The organism is Sphingomonas sp., assembly GCF_048594985.1.
In the GTDB taxonomy this organism is placed as follows: Bacteria; Pseudomonadota; Alphaproteobacteria; order Sphingomonadales; family Sphingomonadaceae; genus Sphingomonas_I.
This window is the reverse complement of sequence record NZ_JBMDXG010000200.1, coordinates 1-25965: the sequence shown is the minus strand read 5'-3', so window position 1 is coordinate 25965 and position 25965 is coordinate 1. Positions and strand designations below refer to the sequence as shown.

28 protein-coding genes and 1 pseudogene are annotated in these 25965 nt (G+C 68.8%); 7 read left to right on the top strand and 22 right to left on the bottom strand.

What is annotated here, in order from left to right; all coding sequences use genetic code 11:
• Positions 1 to 1103: N-acetyltransferase (locus tag ACOJSF_RS07730; RefSeq protein WP_420141635.1), on the top strand; the 1103-nt coding region annotated here is incomplete at its 5' end.
• Between the two features lie 8 nt (positions 1104 to 1111).
• Here ACOJSF_RS07730 and ACOJSF_RS07725 read toward each other — a convergent pair.
• The 7 genes from ACOJSF_RS07725 to glnE form a co-directional block, all read right to left on the bottom strand.
• Entirely contained in the window at positions 1112 to 2932 is a 1821-nt protein-coding gene (locus ACOJSF_RS07725) for a putative bifunctional diguanylate cyclase/phosphodiesterase (protein WP_420141634.1), read from the bottom strand.
• 91 nt (positions 2933 to 3023) lie between these two features.
• Positions 3024 to 3800 carry an exodeoxyribonuclease III gene (locus tag ACOJSF_RS07720; protein WP_420141633.1) on the bottom strand — a complete coding sequence of 259 codons (777 nt, stop codon included), beginning with the start codon at positions 3798 to 3800 and terminating at the stop codon, positions 3024 to 3026.
• 24 nt (positions 3801 to 3824) lie between these two features.
• Positions 3825 to 4160: an iron-sulfur cluster insertion protein ErpA gene (gene erpA, locus ACOJSF_RS07715; RefSeq protein WP_420141632.1), complete on the bottom strand. Its 336-nt coding sequence runs from the start codon at positions 4158 to 4160 to the stop codon at positions 3825 to 3827.
• Positions 4161 to 4199: 39 nt separating this feature from the next.
• Positions 4200 to 4892 (bottom strand): M23 family metallopeptidase, encoded by a 693-nt coding sequence (locus tag ACOJSF_RS07710; protein ID WP_420141631.1) that lies wholly within the window; start codon positions 4890 to 4892, stop codon positions 4200 to 4202.
• Between the two features lie 118 nt (positions 4893 to 5010).
• Positions 5011 to 5811 (bottom strand): ferritin-like domain-containing protein, encoded by an 801-nt coding sequence (locus ACOJSF_RS07705; protein WP_420141636.1) that lies wholly within the window; start codon positions 5809 to 5811, stop codon positions 5011 to 5013.
• A gap of 10 nt (positions 5812 to 5821) precedes the next feature.
• On the bottom strand, positions 5822 to 6301 hold the full coding sequence (locus tag ACOJSF_RS07700; RefSeq protein WP_420141630.1) for a peroxiredoxin: 480 nt from the start codon (positions 6299 to 6301) through the stop codon (positions 5822 to 5824).
• 29 nt (positions 6302 to 6330) lie between these two features.
• Positions 6331 to 9006 (bottom strand): bifunctional [glutamate--ammonia ligase]-adenylyl-L-tyrosine phosphorylase/[glutamate--ammonia-ligase] adenylyltransferase, encoded by a 2676-nt coding sequence (glnE, locus tag ACOJSF_RS07695; RefSeq protein ID WP_420141629.1) that lies wholly within the window; start codon positions 9004 to 9006, stop codon positions 6331 to 6333.
• 66 nt (positions 9007 to 9072) lie between these two features.
• On the opposite strand from glnE, the gene ACOJSF_RS07690 reads away from it, so the two are divergent.
• Positions 9073 to 9246 carry a hypothetical protein gene (locus tag ACOJSF_RS07690; RefSeq protein ID WP_420141628.1) on the top strand — a complete coding sequence of 58 codons (174 nt, stop codon included), beginning with the start codon at positions 9073 to 9075 and terminating at the stop codon, positions 9244 to 9246.
• An 81-nt stretch (positions 9247 to 9327) separates the two neighbouring features.
• Here the strand turns inward: ACOJSF_RS07690 and ACOJSF_RS07685 are convergent, their stop codons facing one another.
• The 3 genes from ACOJSF_RS07685 to ACOJSF_RS07675 form a co-directional block, all read right to left on the bottom strand.
• A complete protein-coding gene (locus ACOJSF_RS07685) occupies positions 9328 to 9957 on the bottom strand; it encodes a sigma-70 family RNA polymerase sigma factor (RefSeq protein ID WP_420141627.1) in 630 nt (209 codons plus the stop codon).
• 95 nt (positions 9958 to 10052) lie between these two features.
• Positions 10053 to 10190, bottom strand: a complete 138-nt coding sequence (locus tag ACOJSF_RS07680) for a hypothetical protein (protein ID WP_420141626.1) — start codon at positions 10188 to 10190, stop codon at positions 10053 to 10055.
• A gap of 72 nt (positions 10191 to 10262) precedes the next feature.
• On the bottom strand, positions 10263 to 11054 hold the full coding sequence (locus ACOJSF_RS07675; RefSeq protein ID WP_420141625.1) for a response regulator: 792 nt from the start codon (positions 11052 to 11054) through the stop codon (positions 10263 to 10265).
• Between the two features lie 193 nt (positions 11055 to 11247).
• On the opposite strand from ACOJSF_RS07675, the gene ACOJSF_RS07670 reads away from it, so the two are divergent.
• The 3 genes from ACOJSF_RS07670 to ACOJSF_RS07660 all read left to right on the top strand — a co-directional run bounded on the left by ACOJSF_RS07670 (position 11248) and on the right by ACOJSF_RS07660 (position 13454).
• Positions 11248 to 11460, top strand: coding sequence for a NepR family anti-sigma factor (locus tag ACOJSF_RS07670; RefSeq protein WP_420141624.1), 213 nt, complete (start codon positions 11248 to 11250; stop codon positions 11458 to 11460).
• Between the two features lie 12 nt (positions 11461 to 11472).
• A complete protein-coding gene (locus ACOJSF_RS07665; protein ID WP_420141623.1) occupies positions 11473 to 13038 on the top strand; it encodes a sensor histidine kinase in 1566 nt (521 codons plus the stop codon).
• 278 nt (positions 13039 to 13316) lie between these two features.
• On the top strand, positions 13317 to 13454 hold the full coding sequence (locus ACOJSF_RS07660) for an entericidin A/B family lipoprotein (RefSeq protein ID WP_420141622.1): 138 nt from the start codon (positions 13317 to 13319) through the stop codon (positions 13452 to 13454).
• 92 nt (positions 13455 to 13546) lie between these two features.
• Here ACOJSF_RS07660 and tatC read toward each other — a convergent pair whose 3' ends face one another.
• Genes tatC through ACOJSF_RS07635 form a run of 5 tightly spaced genes read right to left on the bottom strand, consistent with a single transcriptional unit; the run spans position 13547 to position 16375 of the window.
• Entirely contained in the window at positions 13547 to 14338 is a 792-nt protein-coding gene (gene tatC / locus ACOJSF_RS07655; RefSeq protein ID WP_420141621.1) for a twin-arginine translocase subunit TatC, read from the bottom strand.
• Positions 14335 to 14766 carry a twin-arginine translocase subunit TatB gene (locus ACOJSF_RS07650; protein ID WP_420141620.1) on the bottom strand — a complete coding sequence of 144 codons (432 nt, stop codon included), beginning with the start codon at positions 14764 to 14766 and terminating at the stop codon, positions 14335 to 14337. Before ACOJSF_RS07650 ends, tatC begins: the two co-directional genes overlap by 4 nt.
• A gap of 9 nt (positions 14767 to 14775) precedes the next feature.
• Complete coding sequence (locus tag ACOJSF_RS07645; protein ID WP_420141619.1) at positions 14776 to 15018, bottom strand: twin-arginine translocase TatA/TatE family subunit; 243 nt, start codon at positions 15016 to 15018, stop codon at positions 14776 to 14778.
• Between the two features lie 32 nt (positions 15019 to 15050).
• Positions 15051 to 15623: an SMC-Scp complex subunit ScpB gene (gene scpB / locus ACOJSF_RS07640; protein ID WP_420141618.1), complete on the bottom strand. Its 573-nt coding sequence runs from the start codon at positions 15621 to 15623 to the stop codon at positions 15051 to 15053.
• Positions 15620 to 16375 (bottom strand): segregation and condensation protein A, encoded by a 756-nt coding sequence (locus tag ACOJSF_RS07635; protein WP_420141617.1) that lies wholly within the window; start codon positions 16373 to 16375, stop codon positions 15620 to 15622. Before ACOJSF_RS07635 ends, scpB begins: the two co-directional genes overlap by 4 nt.
• A 76-nt stretch (positions 16376 to 16451) precedes the next feature.
• Here ACOJSF_RS07635 and ACOJSF_RS07630 point away from each other — a divergent pair, with 76 nt between their 5' ends.
• Entirely contained in the window at positions 16452 to 17081 is a 630-nt protein-coding gene (locus tag ACOJSF_RS07630) for a trimeric intracellular cation channel family protein (protein ID WP_420141616.1), read from the top strand.
• A gap of 53 nt (positions 17082 to 17134) precedes the next feature.
• Here ACOJSF_RS07630 and ACOJSF_RS07625 read toward each other — a convergent pair whose 3' ends face one another.
• The 4 genes and pseudogenes from ACOJSF_RS07625 to argS all read right to left on the bottom strand — a co-directional run bounded on the left by ACOJSF_RS07625 (position 17135) and on the right by argS (position 21341).
• Positions 17135 to 17734 carry a PEPxxWA-CTERM sorting domain-containing protein gene (locus ACOJSF_RS07625; protein ID WP_420141615.1) on the bottom strand — a complete coding sequence of 200 codons (600 nt, stop codon included), beginning with the start codon at positions 17732 to 17734 and terminating at the stop codon, positions 17135 to 17137.
• Between the two features lie 78 nt (positions 17735 to 17812).
• The gene (nagZ, locus tag ACOJSF_RS07620; protein WP_420141614.1) at positions 17813 to 18820 is read right to left on the bottom strand and encodes a beta-N-acetylhexosaminidase; all 1008 of its coding nucleotides are present in this window, start codon (positions 18818 to 18820) and stop codon (positions 17813 to 17815) included.
• A 1-nt stretch (position 18821) separates the two neighbouring features.
• The gene (locus ACOJSF_RS07615) at positions 18822 to 19598 is read right to left on the bottom strand and encodes an SPOR domain-containing protein (protein ID WP_420141613.1); all 777 of its coding nucleotides are present in this window, start codon (positions 19596 to 19598) and stop codon (positions 18822 to 18824) included.
• A gap of 6 nt (positions 19599 to 19604) precedes the next feature.
• Positions 19605 to 21341, bottom strand: a pseudogene (argS, locus tag ACOJSF_RS07610) (arginine--tRNA ligase).
• A gap of 126 nt (positions 21342 to 21467) precedes the next feature.
• Here argS and ACOJSF_RS07605 point away from each other — a divergent pair.
• A complete protein-coding gene (locus ACOJSF_RS07605; RefSeq protein ID WP_420141612.1) occupies positions 21468 to 22013 on the top strand; it encodes a hypothetical protein in 546 nt (181 codons plus the stop codon).
• Here the strand turns inward: ACOJSF_RS07605 and ACOJSF_RS07600 are convergent.
• From ACOJSF_RS07600 to ftsZ, 3 genes are all read right to left on the bottom strand, one after another.
• Complete coding sequence (locus ACOJSF_RS07600) at positions 21968 to 23125, bottom strand: deoxyguanosinetriphosphate triphosphohydrolase (RefSeq protein ID WP_420141611.1); 1158 nt, start codon at positions 23123 to 23125, stop codon at positions 21968 to 21970. The two genes, ACOJSF_RS07605 and ACOJSF_RS07600, sit on opposite strands and share 46 nt — an antisense overlap.
• Positions 23126 to 23182: 57 nt before the next feature.
• Complete coding sequence (locus ACOJSF_RS07595; RefSeq protein WP_420141610.1) at positions 23183 to 24535, bottom strand: SPOR domain-containing protein; 1353 nt, start codon at positions 24533 to 24535, stop codon at positions 23183 to 23185.
• Between the two features lie 134 nt (positions 24536 to 24669).
• Positions 24670 to 25965 (bottom strand): cell division protein FtsZ (gene ftsZ, locus ACOJSF_RS07590; protein WP_420141609.1); only part of this gene is annotated, 1296 nt, incomplete at its 5' end.

Genomic DNA, 25965 nt, shown 5'->3' with positions numbered 1-25965 from the left:
CCTTCCGGCTCTATGCCAATGATCCCGCCTGGGTGCCGCCGCTTAAGGACGAATCCTACGGGCTGATCACGCCCGGCAAGAATCCCTTCTTCGAACATGCGGTGGCGCAGCTGTATCTGGCGGAGCGGGACGGCCGGGTCGTGGGGCGCATCTCCGCCTCGATCGACCGGCTATGGACCGGGATGCCCGCCGACAAAGGCGGCGGCACCGACAGCGGCAACTGGGGCTATCTCGATGCCGAGGACAAGGAGGTTGCCGATCTGCTGATCGCGGCGGCCGAGAACTGGCTGCGCGGTCGCGGCGTCGCCCGTGCGCTCGGCCCCGTGTCGATGTCGATCTGGGAGGAGCCGGGCCTGCTGGTGAAGGGCCATGACCACGCGCCGACGGTGATGATGGGGCATGACGATCCGCGATACGAGGCGTGGGTCGAAAGCTGGGGCTACGCCCCGGTCAAGGATCTCCACACCTGGGAGCTCGACATCACGCGCCCCTTTCCCGAGCTGATCCGCCGGATCATCGCGTCGGGCGAGAAGAACCCGCGCATCCGCATTCGCGAAGTCAACAAGAAGCATTTCGATGCCGAGGCGGCGATCATCCTTGGCATCCTGAACGATGCGTGGAGCGACAATTGGGGGTTCGTTCCGTTCACCGAAAGCGAGATCGCGTTCGCGGGCAAGAAGATGAAGCCCATCGTCTTCAACGATCTGATCCGGATTGCCGAATATGATGGCGAGCCGGTCGCGTTCATGATGACCCTGCCCAATCTGAACGAGATGCAGGCCGACCTGAACGGCGAACTGTTCCCGTTCGGTTTCGTCAAATTGCTGTGGCGGCTGCACGGCGGATTATCCGGCGTGCCGAAGGTCAATACGATGCGCGTGCCGTTGATGGGCGTGGTGAAGAGGTTGCAGGCCAGCCGCCTCGCGAGCCAGCTCGCCTTCATGATGATCGAATATATCCGGCAGGCGGCGGTCGCCAATTACGGCGCGACGCGGAGCGAGATCGGCTGGATCCTGGAAGACAATCAGGGGATGAACTCGATCGCGGAGACGATCAACAGCCAGATCAACAAGACGTATCGGATCTACGAAAAGGCCCTGTAGCAGGCGCGCTAGCGACGGCGGCGACCCGGGACGATCGAGGTGGGCGGCGCCGTCGACTGACCGGCCACCATGTCGGCCAGCGCGTTTGCGGGCAGCGCCGGCGCGAACAGATAACCCTGCCCCAGCGAACAACCGAGCGCGATCAGTTGCGCCCGCTGCTGTTCGGTTTCGACACCCTCCGCCACGACGTCCATGCCCAGTTTCTCGGCAATGCGCATGAGCCCGTTGATGACCGCCGCGCCACCCGACTGGCCATCATCTATCAATGTATCGACGAAGCTCTTGTCGATCTTGAGCGTGTCCACCGGCGTCGACAGGAGGTGCGAGAGCGACGCATAGCCGGTGCCGAAATCGTCGAGCGCCAGCTTGATCCCGCGCGCGCGGATCGCATCGATCTGGTCGACCACCGCGCGGTCGCGGCGGCCGAGATAGACGGTCTCGGTAATCTCCAGCATCAATCGATCGAGCGGGACGCGCGCTTCGCCGAAGATGGCCACGACCTCGTCCAGCAGACGGCCGTGCGCGAAATCCGCGGTCGACAGATTGACCGCGACGTGCGCGATCGCGACCCCCTGGTCCATCCAGCGACGCATGTCTGCCGACGCCAGCCGGAGGATCGTCCGCGTCGTGGCGACCGCATTATGCGCATCGGCAAAGCCGTCCTGGAAATCACAGGCCGCCACCATGCGGCCGTCGGGCGTACGGATCCGGCACAGCGCTTCGACACGGGCGATATGGCCCGTTTCGAGGCACGCGATCGGCTGATAGCGCGCCTCGATCCGCCCATCGGCCAGCGCATCGCGCAGCCGCGCGCTTGCGCGTAGCCTGCTTTCCATTTTCGATCGCAGTTCGGGCGCATAGACGATGATCTGGCCGCGCCCCGTCTCCTTGCCGTGATAGAGCGCGAAATCGGCATTCTGGCGCAGGCTGGATGCGTCCGCATCGGCCGTTCCGCGCACCGCCACGCCGATCGTCACGCTGGGCACGATGATATGGCCCTGGCAGTCCGCTGGCTGCTGCAACGCCTCCCGTATGGCGACGGCAAGGCGTTCCACGCCCTCCGCAGGCGCGAGCACGGCGAGCTCGTCGCCGCCGAGCCGGAAACACGCCGCAGGCCGCGCGACCCGCGACAGCCGCTCGCACACGATGCGGATCAGCGCGTCGCCCGCCGGGTGGCCGAACGTGTCGTTGACGTGTTTCAGATCATCGATGTCGATCAGCAACAGCGCCGATGCTGTCCCGTCGCCGTGGTCGGCCTTGATCAGCGCCTCGAACGCCGCGCGGTTAGACAGGCCGGACAGCGGATCGGCGAACAGCAGTTGCCGATTGAGTCGCAGCCGGTGTTCCCGATCGAACGCGATCGAGCAGAGTTGAAGGCATTTCGCGACGATCTCGCGCTCGAACGTCGTCGGTCCGCGCCGTTCATGATAGTAGAAGGCGAAGCTGCCCACCACATTGGCATCGTAGCCGAAAATTGGGCTCGACCAGCAGGCGCGGATGCCGAGGGCGAGCGTCTGCTGACGGCAATGCTCCCATCGCGGATCGATGGCGATATCGACCGACGCAACCTCGCGACCCAGGTGGATGGCCGATCCGCACGCCCCCGCCATCGGTCCGGCCGGTGCCCCGTCGACGAGCGCGCGCAGGCTCGCGGGGAGGCTGGGGGCGGCGACCGTGCGCAATGTCCCGGTCGCATCCACCTCGACGATCGAGCAGTGCACGCCGGCGATCAGTCGTTCCACCTCGGTACAGAGACGATCGGCTGTGACAGCGAGTGTTTCGCCGCGCGCGATCATCTCCAGGATCAGGTTCTGAAGATAAACCGACATCGTCTCCATCTTCCGCAAAGGCGGCACAATGAAAGCAGGGCCGAGTCGCCGTAAGAGGCTAATATATCCTAAATGGACCGGTCACCGAACATCAGCGCAGACGCGCCCATGTCGGGGCGTGGTCGCTGGCTTTCTCGCGCCCGCGATATTCGCGGTCGACATTGGCGTCGACCAAGCGGTCGGCGGCGGCAGGACTGAGCAGCAAGTGATCGATCCGGAAGCCGGCATCGCGGGGCCAAGCGTTCATCGTATAGTCCCAGAAGGTGTAGACCGGCCCGGTCGGGTGGATCGCGCGAATCGCATCGGTCCAGCCGGCGTGGCGGAGGCGCGCGAAACAGGCGCGGCTTTCCGGCTGCATCAGCGCGTCGTCGGCCATGCGGCGGGCCGAATAGACGTCGTCGACGGCGGGCGTGGGGATGACGTTCCAGTCGCCCGCCAGCACCACAGGCGCCTCGGTCAGAAATAGGGTCCGGGCATGGTCGAGCAGAGCCTCGAACCAGGCGAGCTTGTAATCGAACTTCGAGCCCGGCGCCGGATTGCCGTTGGGGAGGTAGAGCCCGCCGACGATGATCCCGCCAACCGCCGCCTCGATATAGCGGCTGTGGCTGGGGTCCGGATCGGCCGGCAGGCCCTTGCGCGTGAGGTGGAGATCATGGCCGCGCGCCAGGATCGCGACGCCGTTCCAGCTTTTCTGACCGTGCCAGACCGCATTGTAGCCGTGGGCGGCGATCTCCGCCTCGGGAAAGCGCTCGTCGGGGGCCTTGAGCTCCTGGAGGCAGACGATGTCGGGCTGGGTCTCGTCGAGCCATTCGAGCAGGCGCGGAAGCCGCGCGCCGATGCCGTTGACGTTGTAGGTGGCGATCTTCATCGCCGCGGGCTTAGCCGAGCGCGATCAGATCGAGAAGCTGGTGCCACAGCCGCAGCCCGAGGCGGCGTTGGGATTGGTCACGCGGAAGGCCGCGCCCCCGAGGCTTTCGACATAATCCACCGCGCTGCCGCGCACGAGATCAAGGCTGACCGGATCGACCACCAGGCTGACGCCGTCACGCCGCGCGACGATGTCGTCCGCCTCGATCGCATCGGCCAGCCCGAATTTATACTGGAAGCCCGCGCACCCGCCGCCGTCGACCGCCAGGCGCAGGATCGGCGCCTTGCTCTGGCGTGCCGCGATCGCGGCGACGCGCGTGGCGGCGGCGCTGGTCAGTTCGATGGAAGCGGCGTCGTTCATGACCGCAAGATAGGCACGCGCCGCGAGCGCGGCAATGCGTCAGTCGAGATCGTCGTTGGCGCTTTCGGGACCGCCCAGCGCGACCTCGGTCCGGGCCTCGAGCGCCATGACATAGTCGGTCGACTGCAGGAACGGCACCGGATTGACCGCATGGCCGTCGATCCGCACCTCGTAATGGAGGTGGCTGCCGGTCGAACGGCCGGTCGAGCCCATGAGCGCGATGAGCTGGCCGCGCTTCACGCGATCGCCGGAACGGACCAGAATGCGCGACAGGTGACCGAAGCGGGTCTGCAGCCCCTTGCCGTGATTGATTTCGACCAGGTTGCCGTAGCCGCCCGACCGCTCCGCGCGGCCGACGATGCCGTCCGCCGTCGCATAGATCGCCGTGCCCTGCGGTGCGGCGAGATCGATCCCGGCATGCATCGCAGCGCTGCCGCGGAACGGATCCGAACGCACGCCATAGCCCGACGTATAGGTCGCGGTGTTGACCGGACGGGCCGACGGGACCGCCATCACGCCCTGCGTCGCGACGCTGTCGGTCCGCTTCCAGGCGAGAAACAGGGACTGGAACTTGTTGTCGCCCACCGGCTCGACCACCGGGCCGCCCACGGCCTCGTTCTTGTCGCCCCGCTGCGGGGCGGCGAGGCTACCGGCCATGGCCGGCGTGGAAACGAACGATGCGATTGCAATCATGGCGGCAATCGGACGGACGACGACATTCAGGACGGACATTGGCTCTCCGGCGTTGTCAGCGCAGCCGGAACCCCCGTTCCGACCCCTTTTTTAGACGCTGGCCGCCTTCGAGATTGCCCCTCCCGCGACGACGGAACCCTGTTGGCCCGAGAGCGTTTCAGCGCACAACCGAATTGTAAAATTCTGTCGTCAGACCGGCAGCCGCACGCGCCGAGTCGTTGAACGGCGGTTTCAGCGTACCCCGAAAATAGGTTTCGACCATCCAACGCCATGTTTTGGCGGGCGAATCGTTGCGTGCGGCGCAAGCGAACCGAAACCAGGTCACGCCCGCGCCGACATGGCGGATCTCGTCGGACAGGATACGCCGCAGGATCCGAGCCGACGGCGCGTCGCCCGCGCTTTCGAACCGCGCGATCGTCGGCGGCGTCACGTCGAGACCGCGTGCCTCCAGCACCATCGGCACGATCGCCAGACGGGCGCGCGCGTCGTGCGCGGTCTTCTCCGCCGCTTCCCACAGCCCGTCATGCGCCGGCAGCGCGCCATAATGGCTGCCCAGCGCGCGCAGGCGCCGGTCGAGCAGCGCGAAGTGGATCGCCTCTTCCGCCCCCACGCGCATCCAGTCGTCGGCGAAGGCGCGGGGAAAGGCGGCACCGAACCGCCCCACCAGATCGAGGGCGAGGTCGATCGCGGCGAATTCGATATGCGCCAGCGCGTGGAGCAGGGCGACGCGATTGTCCGCGGTCCCGCCCCGACCGCGCTTGGGCATGCGGTTGGGCGGAAGCAGGAGCGGATGCGGCGGCCGCGCCGGGCGCGCGGGCATCGCGTCGACGAAGTCGTGCGCCAGCCGACCGAGCCGCCAGTCGCGTGCCGCGCGGCGGGCCAGCATCACCTTGTCGCGCGGGGCGGCGGCGCGCAGCACGGCGGCGCACGCGGCGCCGAGCGAGACCGGTCGGGTCAGCGCCGCCCCCTCAGGCGCGCGCGGCGGACTTGAGCGCGCGGGCGGCCTCCAGCACCTCGTCGACATGGCCAGGCACGCTGACCTTGCGCCAGACGCGCGCGATCCGGCCGTCGGCGGCGATCAGGAAGGTCGCGCGGTCGATGCCCATATATTTGCGGCCATACATGCTCTTTTCGATCCACGTCCCGAACGCCTCGCACACGCTGCCATCGGCGTCGGTCGCGAGGGGGACGGTCAGGCCATGCTTGGCCGTGAACTTGGCATGCTCCTTGGGCGAATTCTTCGACACGCCGAGGATGGCGGCATCCTCCAGCTCGAACGCGGCGAGCTTTTCGGAGAAGTCGATCGCCTCGCGAGTGCAGCCGGTCGTGTCGTCCTTGGGGTAAAAATACAGGACGAGGGTGCGCTTGAGCATCGTCGACAAGGGCACGGTGGCGCCGTCCGCCGTCTGCAGCGTCACGTCGGGTGCGAGGTCGCCTTCCTGAAGCATATCGGTCCTTTCGTCGGGATGCGCGGCCCTTAGCCGATCCCGGCGACGCGCCGCCACTCCCCACCGATCAGCGCGCGCGCGTCGTCATAAGCGCGCGCCAGCCGCGGCCAATCCGGCTGGCGACAGGCGTGCGCGACCACCTCGCGCACCGACGCGGGCGGGACGGTCGAGTCCAGGGAAACGAGCCGCAGCGTCACCAACAGGCGGGTGAGGAGATCGAGCGCGGCGGCGAAGCCGGGCGCGAGAAGTCCCGCCTCCTCCAGCGCGCGCGCGGCGACGTTCAGGTGCGGATCGATCCCCACCTTCTCCGCAAGTTGTAGAAGATGGACCGCAAATTCCGCATCGACCAGACCCCCGTCGGCCAGCTTTACGTCGAACGGCCCCGCCGGCGGCTTGTGCACGGCGATGTCGGCCCGCATCTTCACGGCGTCGGCGCGCAGCGCGGCGCGGTCGCGCGGGCGCGCCAGCGTGTCTGCAATCACGGCCGCCGCCGCCGCGCGCGCGGCCGGCGATCCGAAGATCGGGCGGGCGCGGGTGAGCGCCCTATGCTCCCACGTCCAGGCGCTTTCCGCCTGATAGCGCGCGAAGCTGTCGACCGAGACCGCCAGAAGCCCCTGCCCGCCCGACGGACGCAGCCGCGTATCGACCGGATAGAGCGGGCCTGCGGGGGTCTGCACCGACAGGGCCGCGGTGACCCGCTGCGCCAAGCGGTTGAAATAGGTGGTCGCGCCCAGCGGGCGGGGGCCGTCCGACTCGGCGAGGAAGTCGCCGGTGAAGAGGTAGACGAGATCGAGGTCGGAAGCGTGGGTGAGCCGCCCGCCGCCCAGCCGGCCGAGCGCGAGGATCACGAGCTCCCCGCCCGGCACATGGCCATGCGCCCGGGCGAAGTCGGCGACGGCGGCCGACGCCATCACCTGGACCGCCGCCTCGGCCACGCGGCTATATCCTTCCGCCACCGCCAGCGGATCGGCTCCGCCCGCGACCAGTTGCACGCCAAGCTGGAAGCGTCGTTCGCCGACCGCGACGCGGACATGGTCGAGCAGCGCCTGATAATCGTCGCGGTCGCCCTGCGCGAAGGCCGCCGCCAGATCCGGCACGGCGGGCGGCGGATCGAACGCGGTCGCATCGATCAGCCCGTCGAGCAGCCCCGCCCGCCGCGACAGCTCCTCCGCCAGCGCCGGGGCGTGGCTCAGAATGGCGGCGAGCTGGTCGAGCAGGCCGGGCCGCGCCTCCAGCAGGCGGAACAGGTTCAGCGCGGTCGGCAGACGCTCGACCAGCGCGTCGAAGCGCGCCAGCGCCACGTCAGGATCGGGCGCGCGCGCGAGCGCCGCGACCAGCGCCGGCAGCACCGCGCCGAGCGCGTCGCGCGCCGCCGCGCTGCGCGTCGCGCGGACATGCCCGTCGCGCCACGCGGCAATCCGCGCCTCGGCACGCGCGTCGTTAGAGAAAGCAGACAGATCGATCGCGACGTCGGAGGGCGCCGCCTGAGCTCCGCCGTCTGCGTCGAGCGAATCGTAGAGGTCGCCGACCCGCTCGATCACCGGTTCGAGCCGCGCAAGCAGAGCCGCGCCATCGGCCTCCCCCGCCAGCCGCGCGACCGCGTCCAGCGCATCCTCCTCCTTGGGCAGGCTGTGCGTCTGGCGATCCTCGACCATCTGCAGCCGGTGTTCGACCATGCGCAGCAGACGGTAGGCGTCGGCGAGCGCCGCCGCCTCGTCGGGAGGAACGAGCCCCGCGTCGGCGAGCGCAGCCAGCGCGTCGAGCGTGGCGGGCGCGCGGACGGCGGGCAGCCGGCCACCATGAATGAGCTGGTGGATCTGCGTGAAGAATTCGATCTCGCGAATCCCGCCGCGCCCGCGCTTGAGATCGTAGCCGGGGCCCAAGCGCTGTCCGCGCGCATGGTGTGCGCGGATGCGGCGCGACAGGCCGCGTATCTCGGCGATCGTGCCGAAATCGAGCGCGCGCCGCCAGACGAACGGGCGGATGTGATCCAGGAAGCCCTGCCCCACGTCGCGATCCCCGGCGGCGACGCGCGCGCGGATGAACGCCGCGCGCTCCCAGGGCAGCGCGCTCGATTCATAATGCTGGATCGCGGCGTCGATCGGCACCGCAAGCGGGGTCGCCTCCGCCGCCGGCCGCAGCCGGAGGTCGACGCGCAGGACGAAGCCGTCGGCGGTCTGCTGCTGGAGCAATTCGACCACCCGCCGGGCAATCCGTACCGCCGCCTCGACCGGCTCCTCGCGCGCCCGATGCGGCAACGTGGCCGGATCGAACAGCAGGATCGGATCGATATCCGACGAATAATTAAGTTCGCGGCTGCCCTGCTTGCCGAGCGCCAGCGCGACCAGCCCCCGGTGCGGAGCGCCTTCCATCCGCTCGCGCATCGCGGCTTCGATCGCGCGGTCGAGCGCGTCATCGGCAAAATCACTCAATGCGCGGGTCGTCGCTTCGAACGTCTCGCCCGCCAGATCGGCGAGTGCGACGGTCAGCGCGACGTCCTGCCGCTCGCGCCGCAGCGCGCCTGCGAAGGCAGGGTCGGCCGGATCGGCGCGGACCCGGCCCGCAAGCGCGCCCGCAAAGCCGCTGGCCGCCAGCGCCTCCACCACCTGCGGCCGCGCGCGGAGCAGACGCCGTAGGAAGGGGGCGTCAGCCTCCGCCCGCGAGACCGCCTTCGCCAATCGATCGGAGAGGATTTCTCCGCTCATGCACGCTTCGGCGACCCGGCGCGCCGGTTTGCCGCAACCCTCGCGGCCTTGCGACGTTCAAACATCATGGTCGTCAATTATCCATCGCGCCTGTCTCCGCAAAGGGACAAGGCAGAGCAGCCGCAGCTGGTGCGCGCGCCTGCGCCGAGCGATGGCATCCAGCGCGCGCTGCGCGGAAGTTTTGCGGCCATGTCGACCCTGCCCGAGGATATTGCGCGTCTGCTCGGCCGAATTCGCTGACGGACGCCGATCGCCTTCCGACACTCTATCATTATGTGACGATCCCGCGCGCGGCTCTTCGGCATCGCGCGCGGCACGGCGTCAGCGGCCGCGGCTGAGTTCGTCCACTTCACCCATGATGCTGTGCAGCGGATTGGCGGTCGCGCCATCGCCCTCCCGGCGTGAGGGAAGCTTGCCCGTGCTGAGCAATTGCTCAAGCGCCACGCGGCCGCGCGCCACGCGGCTCTTGATCGTGCCGACCGCGCAGCCGCAAATCTCGGCCGCCTCCTCGTAGGCGAAGCCACCCGCGCCGACGAGGATCAGCGCCTCGCGCTGCGGCTGCGGAAGGTGCAGCAAGGCGCGCTGGAGATCGCCCAGATCGACGTGCCGTTCCTGACTGGCGGGCGCCGCCAGGATCTTGCTCGCGGTAATATCGTCCCATTCGCCCTTGAAGCGCGCGCGGCGCATCTGGCTGAGAAACAGGTTGCGCAGGATGATAAAGGTCCAGGCGCGCATGTTCGTGCCCGCCTGAAACCGCTTGCGCGCCGCCCACGCCTTCAACAGCGTTTCCTGGACGAGATCATCCGCAAGGTCGCGATTGCCCGACAGCGAGCGGCCGAAGGCGCGCAGGTGGGGAATGACGCGACCCAGTTCGGTGCGAAACTCATCGTCGGACAGGGCGACGTGCTCGCGCTCCACCTCCGCACCGTCAGCTTGGGTAATGTCACTCATTGCGGACGATTAGACTCCGTGGGTCGGTGCGCAGGGCATCCCGCCATGCCCAGATGGGGCCTGCGCACCCCAAATCAACTGCATGCGGGGCCAGGTCAGCGCCAGATATACAGGATCAGAACAAACAGGATGATGACGAGGATCAGGCTGATGGGCAGAATGTAGCGCGTCATGTGGTTGGACGAACCAGCCCGCGCCTCGGTCCGCGATAGATTTGTCTCTTCGTCCGCCATCGGTCCACCCGCGATCGTTACAGGGTGCCAACGGCCGCCGCCCGCGTGGGTTCCACGCGGGCGGCGAAGCGATCAGGCGGGAACCGTGGCCGCGTCGAAGAACAGCGCCTGGCTGATCGCCGCCTTCACGGTCGAACGCTGGAAGGGCTTGGTGATGAGGAAGGTCGGCTCGGGCCGCTCGCCGGTCAGCAGGCGCTCGGGGAAGGCGGTGATGAAGATCACCGGCACGTTGAATTCGGCGAGAATGTCCTTCACCGCGTCGATGCCCGAGCTGTCGTCCGCCAGCTGGATGTCCGCCAGGACCAGGCCGGGGCGCTGCGCCAGCGCCTGCGACACGGCCTCGTCGCGGGTGACGGCGACGCCCGTGACGTTATGCCCCAGGTCGCGAACGATCGTCTCCAGATCCATCGCGATGATCGGCTCGTCCTCGATGATCAGCACGTCGGCGCGGGTCTGGCGCTCGATCTCGCTGATCGCTTCCTGCACCAGCGAGTCGACCTCATAGGCATCGGCTTCCATCAGGTAGGCCGTATCCTCGTTGGTGAAGCCTTCGAGCTGCGTCAGCAGGAGCGCCTGACGCGACCGCGGCGTGATCCGGGCAAGGCGCGCGTCGGCGACGTTCACCTCATCGGCGGCCCCGATGTCCGCGCCGTCGTCGACATTCGCCGAAGCCCAGATGCGCTGAAAGGTGCGATACAGGCCGAGACGCACATCCACGTCTCGCGGGAAATCGCCCGGCGCGGCAACGATCGCCTCCAGCGCGGCGCGCACATAGGCATCGCCATGCTGCTGGGTCCCGGTGAGCGCGCGGGCATAGCGCCGCAGGAAGGGAAGGTGCGGTGCAAGTTCCTGGCCGAGCGACATATCGATTGAAAGCTCCTCAAGAGGACGACGCAGCACTGCCCGGACAACGGCCGCGGCAGCCAAAACAGGGCATGACGATTCTTTGCCCCAAGCCCGGAACCATCGTGCGCGCTTTTGGTTTCATCGCGCGTGCAGACTTCATCGACTGGAAGCCAACGGCGCCGGCGCGTCGGCCCCGGCGTCGAGAAGCGGCATGTGCGACAACGGCGATATGCGGGGGACGTTCGGGTTGACGGCGGAACAGAAGACCAAGATGCCCCGAAGTGAAACTGGTAAGGCACGGACCAACGGCGACGCAAAGCCGGGGGACCCGCACGTCGCGAATGCGCTGCGCAACGCCTATCAGGAAGCGGTAAGCGAAGACGTACCTCAGGAGTTTCTCGATCTTCTGGGCAAGCTCGCCTAAGGGCGAGCAAGCATGACCAAGACTTTCTGGACTCCGGCTGGGATTGCAAGGCTCGTCCCGGATCGGCTGTCGACCGGCACCAAGCTGCTCCTCATCCTGACGGTGGCGCTGCTGCCGCTGGGCCTGATCGCCCTGTTCGCCTCGATCCAGTCCGCCCAGTCCAAGCAGGCGCAGCGCGAAACCGACGCGCACGTCATCGCCACCGCCGAAGCCCGCCAGATCGACATCCTGCTGCTGCGCGGATCAACGCTGATCCGCACCGGCCTCAGTGCGCGGATGCGCGACCGACAGCGCTGCGACGCGCTCCAGGATCGCGCCACCTCCATATTGGGACCCGGCACGCATTTTGCGGTGTTCGACGGGGACGGCCATGCCCTCTGCGCGACCGATGACTTCGACGTGGGCAGCGAGCCGCCCCCCGCTTTGCCGGCCGGGCTCGAACTGCGCGCGAGCGAGGCGCCCAAGGGCCTGCGCTTCGTCGTGGCCGGTCCGGGAGGGCGTTATGGCGTCGGGGAATTGCCCACGCCCCTGCTGCAGCGGGTCTTGGCGATCGGCAACACCAAACAAGGGATCAGATTGGGCAGCGGCCCCGCCGCGCTTCTCATCTCCGAGGCACCCGAACCAGGATTATTCGACCGCCACGTCACGGTCCGGGCGCCCGTCGCAGGCGGCCAGACGATGCTCACGCTAGAACTGGTCTCCAATCCGGTCACAGCCACGGAAATCCTGCTCGTCTTATTGCCGCTGCTGATGTGGGGAGCCGCCGCCGCGATCGGCTGGGTCGTGGCGGACCAGCTCCTCCTGCGGCCCTTGGCGCAGCTCCAGCGTGCGGTTGCCGCGTGCGGCACAACCGGGCAGCCTCTGTCCATGCCCCGGCTGACAACGCCGGCGCGCGAGATCAAGGATCTTGGCGAAGCGTTCGCGACGACGACCGCGCAACTCGTGAAGCGCGAGGCCGAGCTGGAACAGGGCCTCGAGCATCAGGTCCGGCTGACGCGCGAGGTCCACCACCGCGTCAAGAATAACCTCCAGGTGGTCGCCAGCCTGATCAATCTCCATTCGCGCGGGACCGCCGGGGACGTGGCGGCCGCCTACGCCTCGATCCAGCGGCGGGTCGATGCGCTCGCCGTCGTGCATCGCAACCATTATGCCGAACTGGAGGAGAATCGCGGCGTGGCGCTGCGGTCGATCGTCGCCGAACTGGCGGGCAATCTGCGCGGCGGGGTCGAGCCCGGCATGCCACAGCTCGCGATCACGCTCGACATGGTTCCTGCCTACGTCACGCAGGATGTCGCGGTGCCGGTGGCGTTCCTGCTGACCGAGATCGTGGAACTGGTGATGGCCTGCGATCCGGCGGGGAGTATCGCGATCACGCTCGCCCCCGACACCGCCCCGGACCGGGCCGTGTTCACGATCGCCGCCCCGGGACTGACGCACGATGCGTGTCGCGATTATCCGAGCATGGTCCGCTTCCAGCGGATCGTCACCGGCCTTGCCCGGCAACTCCGCGCCCCGCTCGATTATGACGCGGAGCGCGGCATTTACAGCATCACGCTGAACGCCGTTCCGCAGCGATAAAATCGTGCGGATCAGGGCTGAAAGTTTTCGCCGGCGGCGGAACCGATGGCTTTGAAGGCCGTTATGACCCTCGGATAGCGACCTTTTGCCCCCCCGCTCTCGCTGTCCAAAACATGGGCCCGGACGCGCCGATCCTCCCCCCGGTGGCGCATCCGGGCCCAAATTGTTTTTTCCAGGCATCGCTATCGGTTGGTCGCAGGCGGGGAACCAAGCGCCTGACCCGGCATTGATCGACGCGATGCGGGCGCCGGAGCGTCGGCACGTTGAGGAGCAAGATTATGGTGAGCAAGGTTCTGAGCGCCACGCTGATCGCCGGCACGCTGCTGCTGGCGGCCTGCAACACGGTTTCGGGCGCGGGCCGCGACGTGTCCTCCGCCGGGCAGGCGGTGACGAATACGGCCGAAGGCGCCAAGTAAGCTTTCGGTTCTCGGTTGAGAGGATGGGCGCCCTCCTTCGGGAGAGGCGCCCAAATTTTTGCCCCGCGCGCCGGCAGCCTCGCGCGATAGGCTCAGCCGTGCGGAACGATCGCCCGTGACCCCTCCGCCTCCACCCGCGCGCGCTTGCGCTCGGTGAACCAGATCCCGATCAGCGCGAATTCGTAGAGGATCACCAGCGGCACCGCCATCAGCAGCATCGAGCCGACGTCGGGCGGGCTGAGTACGGCCGCGATGCCCGTGTTGACGACGATGGCGTAGCGGCGGAAGCCGACAAGCTGCTTGCGCGTGACCAGCCCCGCGCGCTCCAGCAGCATCAGCAGGACCGGCAGCAGGAAGGCCGCGCCGAATCCGAACAGGAACTGCATCACGAAGCTGAGATAGCTGCCGATCGCCGGCAGCGCTTCCTGGTTGAGCCCACCGAGATCACCCGAGAAGCTCAGGAGATAATGGAGCGCGAGCGGGATCGCGACGAAATAGGCGAGGCTCGCCCCGAGCAGAAACAAGAGCGGCGTGGCGATCAGGAAGGGGAAGAGCGCGTTCTTCTCCTTGCGGTACAGGCCGGGCGCCACGAACTGCCACAGCTGGTTGGCGATCACCGGAAAGGAGATCATCAGCCCCGCGAAGAACGCGACCTTCAGCTCGACGAAGAACGCCTCGAAAATCTGGGTGTAGATGATCCGCCCCTGCCCCGCGACCTTGAGCGGATGGACCAGGAAGGCGCGAATATCGCGCGAGAAGAACAGGCAGACCAGGAACGCCGCGAACAGGGCGGCGAACGACCAGATCAGGCGGCGGCGCAGCTCGACCAGATGGTCGAGCAGGGGCGCACGGCTGTCGTCGAGCTCGTCGGGTTCGTCGATCATGCGGCGGGCTTGCCGGCGGGCGGCAGATTGAGCGGGAGTTCGGGCCCACGCTGGCCATCGCCGTCATGGCCCAGCCCAGCATGGACTTGGGACGTGGTGGTATCGGACGCCGGCGCCTCGGTATGCACCACGGGATCCGGGGCAGGCAGCGGGGTCATCACCGGCTCACCGGCATGCTCGATCGTCTCGCGCAGCGGATGCTCGCGCATGATCCGCTCATTTTCCTCGCGCCACTTCTTTTCCATTTCCTCCAGCTCGGCCTGGCGGATCATCTCATCCACGCCGGAGCGGAAATGGCGCGCCATGCCACGCGCCTTGCCGATCCACTGACCGGCGAAGCGCATGGCCTTAGGAAGATCCTTGGACGGAATCACCGCGACCGCGACCGCGGCGATCACCAGCAATTCGGTCGGCGCGACATCGAACATCGGCTGAATTTACTGCGCGGGGCGATCGTCCTTGGCGGGCTGCAGGTCGCGATCCGGATTCGGGTCCATTGCGGGCTGATTCTGCAGGCGCGCGGTGCGCGAGGACGCGGCATCGTCATCCTCGGCCATGCCCTTCTTGAAGTTCTTCACGCCCTTGGCGACGTCGCCCATCATGGCGGAGAATCGGCCGCCGCCGAGCAACAGAACCGCCACCACGGCGAGGATCAGGATATGCGGCAGGGACAAGCCCATGAGGGGTCTCCGGTGAGAAGGATCGTGCCTATCTAGGCGTCCTCGTCCTGCTTTTCCACCGATAGCTGCGCCTCCAGCGCAAGATCGATCGGATCGAGCAGTCCCGCCGCGCGCAGATCGTCGATCCCCGGCAGGTCGCGGCGCGAAGCAAGGCCGAAATGGTCGAGGAAGGCGGGCGTGGTGGCGTAGGTCAGCGGCCGGCCGGGCACCTCGCGCCGGCCCGCCGGGCGGACCCAGCCCGCCTCGATCAACGTATCCAGCGTGCCCTTGGCGGTCTGCACGCCGCGAATCGCCTCGATCTCGGCGCGGCTGACCGGCTCGTGATAGGCGATGATCGCCAGCGTCTCGATCCCCGCGCGGCTGAGCTTGCGCGGCTCCTCGCGCTCGCGGCGGAGGATGTGCGCCAGATCGGGCGCGGTCTGGAGCAGCCAGCGGCCGCCACGCTCGACCAGTTCGATCCCGCGCCCCTGGAAGAAGCCACGCAACTCCGTCAGCGCGCGCCTGGCGTCCGCCACGCCGGTCGCGGCGGCGATCTCGGCCGGGGTCATCGGCGCCTCGGCCGCGAACAAGGCCGCCTCGATCGCGCGCAGATCGTCGGGCATCATGCCGCGCGCACCATCAGCGGCGCGAAGGCGGCGTCCTGCGCCAGTTCGAGCCGGCCCTGCCGGGCGAGTTCGAGCGCGGCGACGAAGCTCGACGCGACGGCCGAGCGATGGTGCGCGGGCTCGAGCCCCTGGGGCAGGAAGCTCGCCAGGCTCGCCCAGTCGAGCCGCCGGCCGACCATCCGCGCCACCAGATCGAGCGCCTCGTCGAGTGTCATCACCGCGCGCCGCGCGACGACGTGAACGGCGGGCACCGCGCGCGCCTTCACCACCCCGTAGGCGGCAATCAGATCGTAGAGCGACGCCTCCCACTTGGGCCGGCGCACCACACGCAGCCCTTCGGGACGGCCGCGCAGGAAGACATCGCGGCCGATCCGGTCGCGTGCCATCAGCCGCGCGCCCGCCTCGCGCATCGCGGCGAGCCGCTGGAGACGGAGCTGAAGCCGCAGCGCGAGTTCTTCCGGGCTCGGCTCGACCTCGGGATCGCGGGGCAGGAGCAAGGCCGATTTCAGGTAAGCGAGCCATGCCGCCATCACGAGATAGTCGGCCGCCAGTTCCAGCTTCAGCACGCGCGCCTGGTTGATGAAGTCCAGATACTGCTCGACCAGCGCCAGGATCGAAATCTGCTTGAGGTCGACCTTCTGCGCGCGCGCGAGCGTGAGGAGCAGGTCGAGCGGCCCTTCCCACCCGTCGACCGCGATGGTCAGCGCCGCCGGCTCATCGGTCGCCAGCGCGAGTTCGAAATCGTCCTCCATGGCCGAAGACTAAAGCCGCCATCCGCATTGTCGAGCGTTAGCGCGCCGCCGCGGGAGCGGATAAAGGGGCAGAACGATGCTTCCGCCGCTTCCGATCATTCCTGCCGCCGCGCCGTGGCTCGACCTCGCCGGGCTTGCCGTCTTTGCCGCGTCGGGCGCGCTCGCTGCCGCCAAGCGCGGGCAGACGATCGTGACGCTCTGCTTCTTCGCGCTGATCACTGGCGTTGGCGGGGGCACGACGCGCGACCTGCTGATCGGTGCGCCGGTCTTCTGGGTCCACGATGCGCGCGCCGCGACCGTATGCCTGACGATGGCGGGAGTGATCTGGGTCACGCCCGAACGGTGGTGGCGCGGCGCGGCGCTCGACTGGTTCGATGCGCTCGGGCTCGCCGCTTATGCCGTGTTCGGCGCGTTCAAGGCGACCGTCTACGGCGTCCCGCCCGTCCCTGCGGCCGTGATGGGGGTGGTGAGCGCGTGCGTCGGGGGCATCATCCGCGACGTGCTGGCGGGCGAGCCTTCGATCCTGATGCGGCCCGAACTTTATGTCACCGCCGCCGCGCTCGCCTCGGCGCTCTATGTCGCGCTGACGCAATCGGGGGTGCCGAACATCCCCGCCGCGCCGATCGCGGCGACGGCAGGCTTCCTGCTTCGCGCGGCCGCGATGCGCTGGCACCTCGGCCTGCCGGCCTATCGCGGTCGGCGCTAGAAGCGCCGGGGCGAGGCGCGTGATCGCATCGTTGCCGCCGTCGGAGTCGGCGATCAGGCGAAGGACACGGCCACCCGCCGACGCTGACGCAAGACCCCGCCGAGCAGGCTGAAGCCGCCCAACATCAGCACCCAATTGGCAGGCTCCGGAACCGGGGCCGGCGCCACCCCAAAGGTCAGGTCGCCCGCGTTGAACATCGCCGTGGTGCCGAACGCCGTCGATCGGTTCGTCCAGTCGACATAATCGGTCGTGACCGTCCTTTCGGCAAATTCGGTCTTGCCATGATAGGATCCGAAACCGGACGCGAGGAAATCGACCAGATCGGAGCCGGTGATGCTGTCGGCAAAGCCCGCTGCCCTGTTCGGAAGGTTGACGAAGAAGTGATATGTGTCGCCGAAATCAAATGTCCCGATCGATGACGAGGCAATGAAGGAATCGAGGTAGATGCTCTCGACCTTGAAAAAGCTGTCATACGACGAATTTTCCGTGCCGCCGATGCCCGTGAAGGTCACGTCAAGATCATCATAACGCGTGCCGTTGAACTGGATGTCGAACGTTCCGGACAGGGTATAGGCCAGCCGTGCGGCATCCGCAGCCGATACGGGCATCACCAAGGCCGCAGCCGCGCACGCAGCGATTGAAAGCTTCTTCATCGTCCCCCCCCGACTCGGGCAGGTGGAATAATATACCCAATCGCCTCTGCTTCACACTCTGGGCGCCCGGCGGGGGTGCTAGGCGTGGGAGAGCAGGCTGTCCCTGGTCGCGATCAGCGCCTCGAAGTCCGCGCCGGCCGGCGGTTCCGCGATCGTGGCCATCGCCCGGTCGAGCCGCGCGCGCGCCAGCGGGGTGATGTCGCCCACGCCGCCCGCGCAGGCACGCATCGCCTCCATGTCGCCCGAACAGTGGAGCGCCACGTCGCATCCGGCGGCGAGCACGAGGGCGGTCCGCTCGCGGAAGGTGCCGGTCAGTGCATGCATGCCGAGATCGTCCGACATGAGCAACCCGTCGAACCCAATCCGTCCGCGCACCACATCACCGATCACGCGAGGCGACAGGCTGGCGCAGCGATCCGCGTCCCATGCGGTGTAGACGACGTGCGCGGTCATCGCCATCGGCGCCCAGTTGAGCGTCGCGAAGGGGCGCAGATCGGTCTCCAGCACTTCGGCCGGCGCATCGACCACCGGCAGTTCGACATGGCTGTCGGCCAGCGCCCGGCCGTGGCCCGGAACGTGCTTGACCACGCCGACCACGCCCCCCGCCTGCAGCCCTTCCAGCGTCGCGCGGCCGAGTGCGGCGACGCGCAGCGGCTCGGCACCGAGCGCACGGTCGCCGATGATGTCGTGCGCACCCGGTTGGCGCACGTCGAGCAGGGGCAGGCAATCGACCGTCACCCCGACCTCGCGCAGCATCAACGCCAGCGCATGCGCGTTGGCGCGCATCGCCTCGATCGCGGAGACCGGGGCGATCTCGTAAAGCGCATCGAACGCCGCGCCCGCCGGGTAGGCGGGCCATTCGGGCGGCTGCATCCGCGCGACACGACCACCCTCCTGATCGATCAGGATCGGCAGGTCGTCACGCCCGGCGAGATCGCGCAGAGCATCGGTAAGCGCGCGCATCTGCGCGCGATCGACCACGTTGCGCCGGAACAGGATGTAGCCGGCGGGATCGACATCGCGGAAGAAAGTGCGCTCCGCATCGGTCAGCACCGGCCCCGACAGGCCGAGGATCAGTGGGGTCATCTCAGTTCGCCACCGCGCAGGCCTCGCCCGCGACCTTGAGCCGCGCGCAGATCGAACCCGCCGGGCCGCCGCTCGCGCGCAGGCGATAGAGTGTCGTCTCGCCGCTCTTCACCGGCAGGATTACGGGCGTCAGCGGCGCGAGATAGGCGAAACGCTTGGACAGCGTCTTCCATGCCGCTTTGGCCTTGGGCTCGGTCGAGAAGGCGCCGAGCTGGACCGCGCTCCCGCCGCTGCTGCTCGGCGCGGCGACCGGCTCGGGCAGGCTCGGGGTCGGCGCGGGCCGCGCCGGTTCGGCGCGCGGAGCCGGGGCGGGCGTCGCCGATCCGGCAGCGGGCGACGCCGCGCGCGGGGCCGGGGCCGACGTCGCGGGCACGCTGGCAGGCGCGCGCTGCGGGGCGCCGGCGCCGATGATCGGCTCCTCCGGAATGGCGGCGAGGTCGAGCGGGCTGTTGATGTCGCTGCCGACGCCGGTGCGCTGCGCGATCCTGTCGTTATTGTCGACCTTCAGCCCGCCCGGATCGGCGGGCCGGACCTTGTAGGGCGTCGGATCGGCCTTGATCAGCGTGCCGATATCGCTGCGCTGTGCGTTCCAGCGGCCGACAATGCTCGTCAGCACCACCGCGACGCCCGCCAGCGCGATCAGGATCAGCACCCATTTCAGCCATGGCCGGCCGGCGGGCTCGGGATAATAATCCTCCTCGTCCTCGACCGGTTCGAGCCAGGGCAGCCGCTGGCCACCCTGCCCTTCCTCACCGTAACCGCGCCGGATCTCCGCCATCGACCCTCACATCTCCTCGGCCGCGGCGACGCCCATCACGCCCAGGCCGTTGCGGATGATCTGCCCGATCGCATCCGCCAGCGCCAGCCGCGCGGCGGTGACCGGGGCATCGTCCGGGACGAGGAAGCGGCGTTGCGGATCGTCGTTGCCGCGATGCCACAGCGCGTGGAATGCAGCGGCCAGATCGTAGAGGTAGAAGGCGATACGATGCGGCTCGTGCGCGCGCGCCGCGCTTTCGACGATGCGCGGGAATTGCGCGGCGAGCCTGACCAGCGCCAATTCCTCCGCGTCGAGCAGCGCCAGATCGGCCTGCGGCAGCGCCATCCCCGCCTCGGCCAGGCGGCGGTGGAGCGAGCGGATGCGCGCATGCGCATACTGGACGTAGAAGACCGGATTGTCCTTCGACGCCTCGACCACCTTGGCGAAGTCGAAGTCCATCTGCGCGTCGGCCTTGCGCGCGAGCATGGTGAAGCGGACGACGTCCTTGCCCACCTCCTCGACCATGTCGGCGATGGTGATGAACTTGCCCGACCGCTTCGACATCTTCACCGGCTCGCCGCCGCGCATCAGGCGGACCATCTGGACCAGCTTGACATCGAACGGCTTGCTTGCCCCGGATTCATTGGCGGTCAGCGCCTTCACCGCCGCCTGGATGCGCTTGACCGTGCCGGCATGGTCCGCGCCCCAGATGTCGATCAGCATGTCGGCCGTCTCGGCCTTCTGCGCATGGTAGGCGAGGTCGGTGCCGAAATAGGTCAGGCCTCCGTCCGCCTTGCGCACCGGGCGGTCCTGGTCGTCGCCGAACGCGGTCGACCGGAACAACGTCATCTCGGTCGGCTCCCAATCGTCGGGAAGCTAGCCCTTGGGCGCTTCGAGCACGCCTTCGTAGATCAGCCCATCGGCGCGCAGCCGATCGAACGCGGCGTCGACCCGGCCGGCCTGCTGCACCGCCGCCTCGGACGCGAACACGTCGTGATGGATGCCGAGCAAGGCGAGATCGGCACGGATCATGTCCATCATCGCCGCGACCGCACGCGTCCGGAACAGGTCAAGCCATTCGCCCTCCGGCTTGCCGACATAAGCGTCGCCATAGTCGGCGGCGAGCGCCTGGCCCACCGGCACCAGATAGTCGCCCGGATAGAGCCCCTCGGGGATCTCGATCGTCTCGCCCAGCGCCTCGCGGTAGCGCAGATGCGCCGAGCGGCCGAGCGTCTGCACCTGCGCGCCGGCATCGTTGATATAATATTCGCGGACGACCTTGTGACCCGCATATTCGAGCAGGCTGGCGAGCGCATCGCCCACCACCGCGCCGCGCGCATGCCCCATGTGCATCGGCCCGGTCGGGTTGGCCGAGACATATTCGACGTTGACGGTCGCGCCGCCGCCGATGGTCGAACGGCCATAGTCGCCACCCTCGGCCAGGATGGTCGCCAGTTCGCCGCGCCACATATCGTCCGACAGGCGCACATTGAGGAAGCCCGGCCCGGCGATTTCGGCGCCCGTGACATAGGGCAGGTCGGCGAGGCGCGGCTGGATCAGCGCCGCCAGCGCGCGCGGATTGGTGCCGGCGGGCTTGGCTAGCACCATCGCGGCGTTGGTCGCGAGGTCGCCATGCGCCGGATCACGCGGGGGCTCGACCGTAATCGCGCGGCGTTCGAGCCCGCCGGGCAGCACGCCGTCGGCCTCCAGCGCGTCGAGAATGGCGGACAGGTCATCGGCGAAACGGGCGTGAAGCGTGGGCAAGGCGGCTTTCCTGACGGGGAATAGCGCGCGCCTGTAACGGATCGCGCGCGGCGCGTCACCTTGCCGTCCGCGACCCGATCAGCGCGAACGGTTCAGGTTCGGTGCCCGATGCTCTAGGGCCATGTCATGGCGCAGATCGATCCCCAGACCGTAAGCTTCCTGATCACCGCCGTGGTCGTGGGGCTCGTCCTGCTGCTGCGGATGCGCAGGATGCGGCGGGCGCGGCCGTTGCGGCTGGAAACGTTGTGGATCGTGCCGGCGGTGCTCGGCCTGGCACTGGCGGTCGCGACCTGGGAATATCCCCCGCTCACCGCCATCGGCTGGCTCGCGCTGCTCGCCGCGGCCGTGATCGGCGGCGCGATCGGATGGGTTCGCGGCATGACGATGCGGATCGGCGTCGACCCCGCGACGCACGCGCTCAACCAGCAGAGCTCGCCCGCCGCCTTCCTGTTCGTCGTGCTGCTGATCGTCGCGCGGCAGGGCCTGCGCTACGAAGCGGCGGCGCTCGGCATCGACGTGCTGATGGTCACCGGCCTGCTGCTCGCCTTCGCCTTCGGCCTCGTGAGCGCGACCCGCGCCGAAATGCACCTCCGCGCCCGCCGCCTGCTGGCGGAGGCAAAGGCCGGTCACACCCCCTCGGGCATTTCCACCGGGCCGACCAGTTCGCGATAACGCGCGACGGCGAAGCGGTCGGTCATGCCGGCGATGAAGTCGCCGATGTGGCGGGTGCGCGCGGGTTCGTCCGCCGGCAGGCGCGCGCGCCATTCGGGCGGAAGCGCCGCCGGATCGGTGAGATAGGCCTCCGCCAGACCGGCCACGATCCGTTCGGCCTGCTCCGCAACCGCGAGCTGCTGCGGGTGGTGATAGAGCGTCGCGTACATGAAGCGCTTGAGACCGCGTTCGGCCGCCGCCATCGCATCGGAGAAGGCGATCAGCGGGCGCCCGGCGGCGCGCACCTCGTCCAGCGAGCCGATACCTTCCAGCTTGCGCCGGCTCTCGGCAAGCAGGTCCGCCACCATCCGCCCGATCTGGTTGCGGACCAGTTCGCGCGCGCGCAGGGGATCGGGGCAGTCGGGCCAGCGCGCGCAGGCATCCGCCCACCCTTCGGCGATCAGCGGCACCTCCAGCGCCTGTTCGATCGACAGCAGTCCGGCGCGCAGCCCGTCGTCTATGTCGTGATTGTCGTAGGCGATGTCGTCGGCCAGCGCCGCCACCTGCGCCTCCAGGCTCGGCTGGCCGTGGAGATCGAGCGGAAAGTCGGCGTCGATCTCGGCCAGCGCCCAGGGTGGCGACGCGACCGGGCCGTTATGCTTGGCCAACCCCTCCAGCATCTCCCACGACAGGTTGAGCCCCGAATGATGCGGATAGGGCGATTCGAGCCGGGTCAGCACGCGCAGCGTGTGCGCGTTGTGATCGAACCCGCCTGCATCCGCCATCGCGCGCTTCAGTGCATCCTCGCCGGCATGGCCGAAGGGCGGGTGGCCGATATCGTGCGCGAGGCAGAGCGCCTCGGTCAGATCCTCATTGAGGCCGAGCGCGCGGGCGATCGTCCGCCCGATCTGCGCCACCTCCAGACTGTGGGTCAGGCGGACGCGGAAATGATCACCGTCGGGCGCCACGAACACCTGCGTCTTGTGGCGCAGGCGGCGAAAGGCGATCGAGTGGACGATACGATCGCGATCGCGCTGGAACGCGTCACGCTCGCCGCGCCCGTCGCCGGTGCTGAGCGCGTGGCGCCGCCCGCGACTAAGGGCAGGGTCGGCGGCATAGGGGGCGAGCGGCATGGCGCGCAGATGGCGTGCCGGGCAGCGGCTGTCACCCCCGGCTGGGGCGGCAGGCCGTCAATTCAGCCGCTCGACCACCTCGCCGGCGCGGGTCGAGACGCGGAACGTGGCGAATCCCTCCTTCTGCCGCGCGCCGACCCATGCCTGCGCGGCCGAGGACGACGGGAAGGGGCCGATGAGCAGGCGGTTGGTGAAGCGATAGGCCATCCGCCATGGAGTCTGCCCGCCCAGCTGGCCCGGCCATTTGGCCTTCAGCTTGGCCCATTCCTTGGGAAGATCGGCTTCGTTGGCGCCGCCCGCGACCTGGACGAAGTGCCGTGCGGGATTGCGGCGAGCAACGGCCTGCGCGGCGGCCTTTTCCTCGCGCTCCTTCCTGGCCCGGGCGAGCGCATCCGCCTTTGCTTTGGCGGCGGCGGCCACGCGTGCCTCCTCCTTCGCGCGCGCGGCCGCCTCGGCCTGCGCCCGCGCCGCTAGCTCGGCGGGCGTCGGTCCCGGTGCGGGCGACGCGGCGGCAACGACCGGCGGCGCGGCGAGCGCGGACGTATCGACCGCAAGCTTGGGGGCCGAAACGGTGCGCGCCGCCTGTTTCTGGTCGTCCCCTTCCCCGGGGAAGCGGCCGAGGTGGATGGCGGCGGCCTTCTGCGCGTTGCGCAGCCCGCCGAGCCGGCCGAGATAGGGCGTCAGCGCCAGCACCTGATCGGGCGGCATGACATAGCCCGCGCCTTCGGCGGCCGCCGTCGGATCGCCGGTCAGCGCCAGCACGAAGGCGCGCGTCCGCCACGCCGGCACGTCCTGCCGCCGCAGCAGCGGATCGAGCGTGGCGAGCGCGGCAGTCCGGTCACCCGAGATCGCCTGGCTCAGCGCCAGCCGGCGCGTGACCTCGTCATCAGGCCTGGCCGCCAGCGCGAGCTGATAATCGGCCTGCGCGCGCCGGGGATCGCCGCGCAGATCATACGCAAGTCCGCGATCGGCCAGAATCGAAGTCACCGGCACGCCGAGATCGACCGCCTCGCGGAACAGGCGCAGCGCGCCGCGCGGATTGTCGTTCTGGATCATCGTGACCGCGATGCCCGCCTTGACCGGGCCATTGCGCGGATCGAGCGCATCGGCGCGGGCGAGGAAACCGGTCGCCGCGTTCACGTCGCCCACGCCCAGCGCGGCGGTCCCCGCCCCGGCCAGCGCCGCCACATTGTCGGGCTCGTCGGACAGGATGCGCAGGTAGCGCGACAGCGCCTCGGCATGGTCGCCCCGCGTGGCGGCCGCCTGTGCCAGCGCCATCGCGTCGGGCGCTCGATCAACGGCGGCGGAGGCGACCGGCTCGGTCACGTCCTCCTCCTGCGCGCGCACGGGCGCGGCAGTCAGCGGGAGGAAGGCGGTACAGGCGAGGAGAAGCGATCGGAGCGGGCGCACAGCGCGGCTCTCATGCGGCATGCCCCAGGCGCGGGCAAATGCCGGACCCGTAATCCGCGCCGGAGCGTGGCGGCGCCACGACCGGGCCCGGTCACGGGACGCTGCGCGGCGACTCTACGCCGCCGCGCGCCGCATCAGTTGCTCTGGCGGTTGAGGAAACGCGGGATGTCGAGCGGATCGCGCGCGCGCCCCTCATCCTCATCCTCGTCGGACGTGCCCAGCTTGGCCGAACCGCGCGCCATGCTCGACATCCGCTCGAACAGGGTGCCGCCGTCACGCGCCGGCTTGGGCGCAGGGGTGGCCGGAGCGGCTTCCTCGTCGTCCATCCGCCAGCGGCGCGGGCCGGCGCGCGGCGCGGGCGGCGCCGCATCGGCCTGCGTCTCGTCGAACGCAGCGACCTGCTCATGCTCGGCCGGGGTGGCGCTGACCTCGGGCGCGTCGCCCAGGACCAGTTCGTCCTCGTCGGATGCCACCGGCTTGGGCTCGACCGGCGCGATGGGGGCGGCCGATGGCGCGGGAGCTGGCTCCGGCGTCGCTGCAGACTCGATCCCGGGAACGCGCGCCTCGGTCCGGCTGCGCGGCGGGAAGCTGAACGGCTTGGCGGTGGCGGCAGGCTCGGGCGCCTTCACCGCGTCCGCCTCGATCCCGGTCGCAACCACGGAGACGCGGATGCGCCCTTCGAGATCGTTGTTGAATGCCGAGCCCCAGATGATGTTCGCGTCGGGATCGACCAGATCCTTGATGTGGTTGGCCGCCTCGTCGACCTCGAGCAGGCGCATATCCTCGCCGCCGACGATCGAGACGATCACGCCCTTGGCGCCCTTCATGCTCACGCCGTCGAGCAGCGGGTTGGCGATCGCCTTCTCCGCCGCCTCGATCGCGCGATTGTCGCCGGTCGCCTCGCCCGTGCCCATCATCGCCTTGCCCATCTCGCTCATCACCGAGCGCACGTCGGCGAAGTCGAGGTTGATGAGGCCGGGCATGACCATCAGGTCGGTGATGCCGCGCACGCCCTGCTGCAGCACCTCGTCCGCCATCTGGAACGCCTCCTTGAAGGTGGTGTTCGGGTTGGCGATCAGGAACAGGTTCTGGTTCGGGATGACGATCAGCGTGTCGACATGCTTCTGCAGCTCGGCGATGCCGGCATCGGCCGAACGCATGCGGCGATTGCCCTCGAAGCTGAACGGCTTGGTGACGACGCCGACGGTGAGGACACCCTTGTCCTTGGCGGCCTTGGCGATGACCGGTGCGGCGCCGGTGCCGGTGCCGCCGCCCATGCCCGCGGCAATGAAGCACATGTGTACGCCGTTGAGCGAGTCGAGCACGTCGGAGATCGTCTCTTCGGCGGCCGCGCGGCCGATATCGGGCCGCGAACCGGCGCCCAGGCCCTCGGTGATGCGCGGGCCAAGCTGGATGCGGCGTTCCGCCGG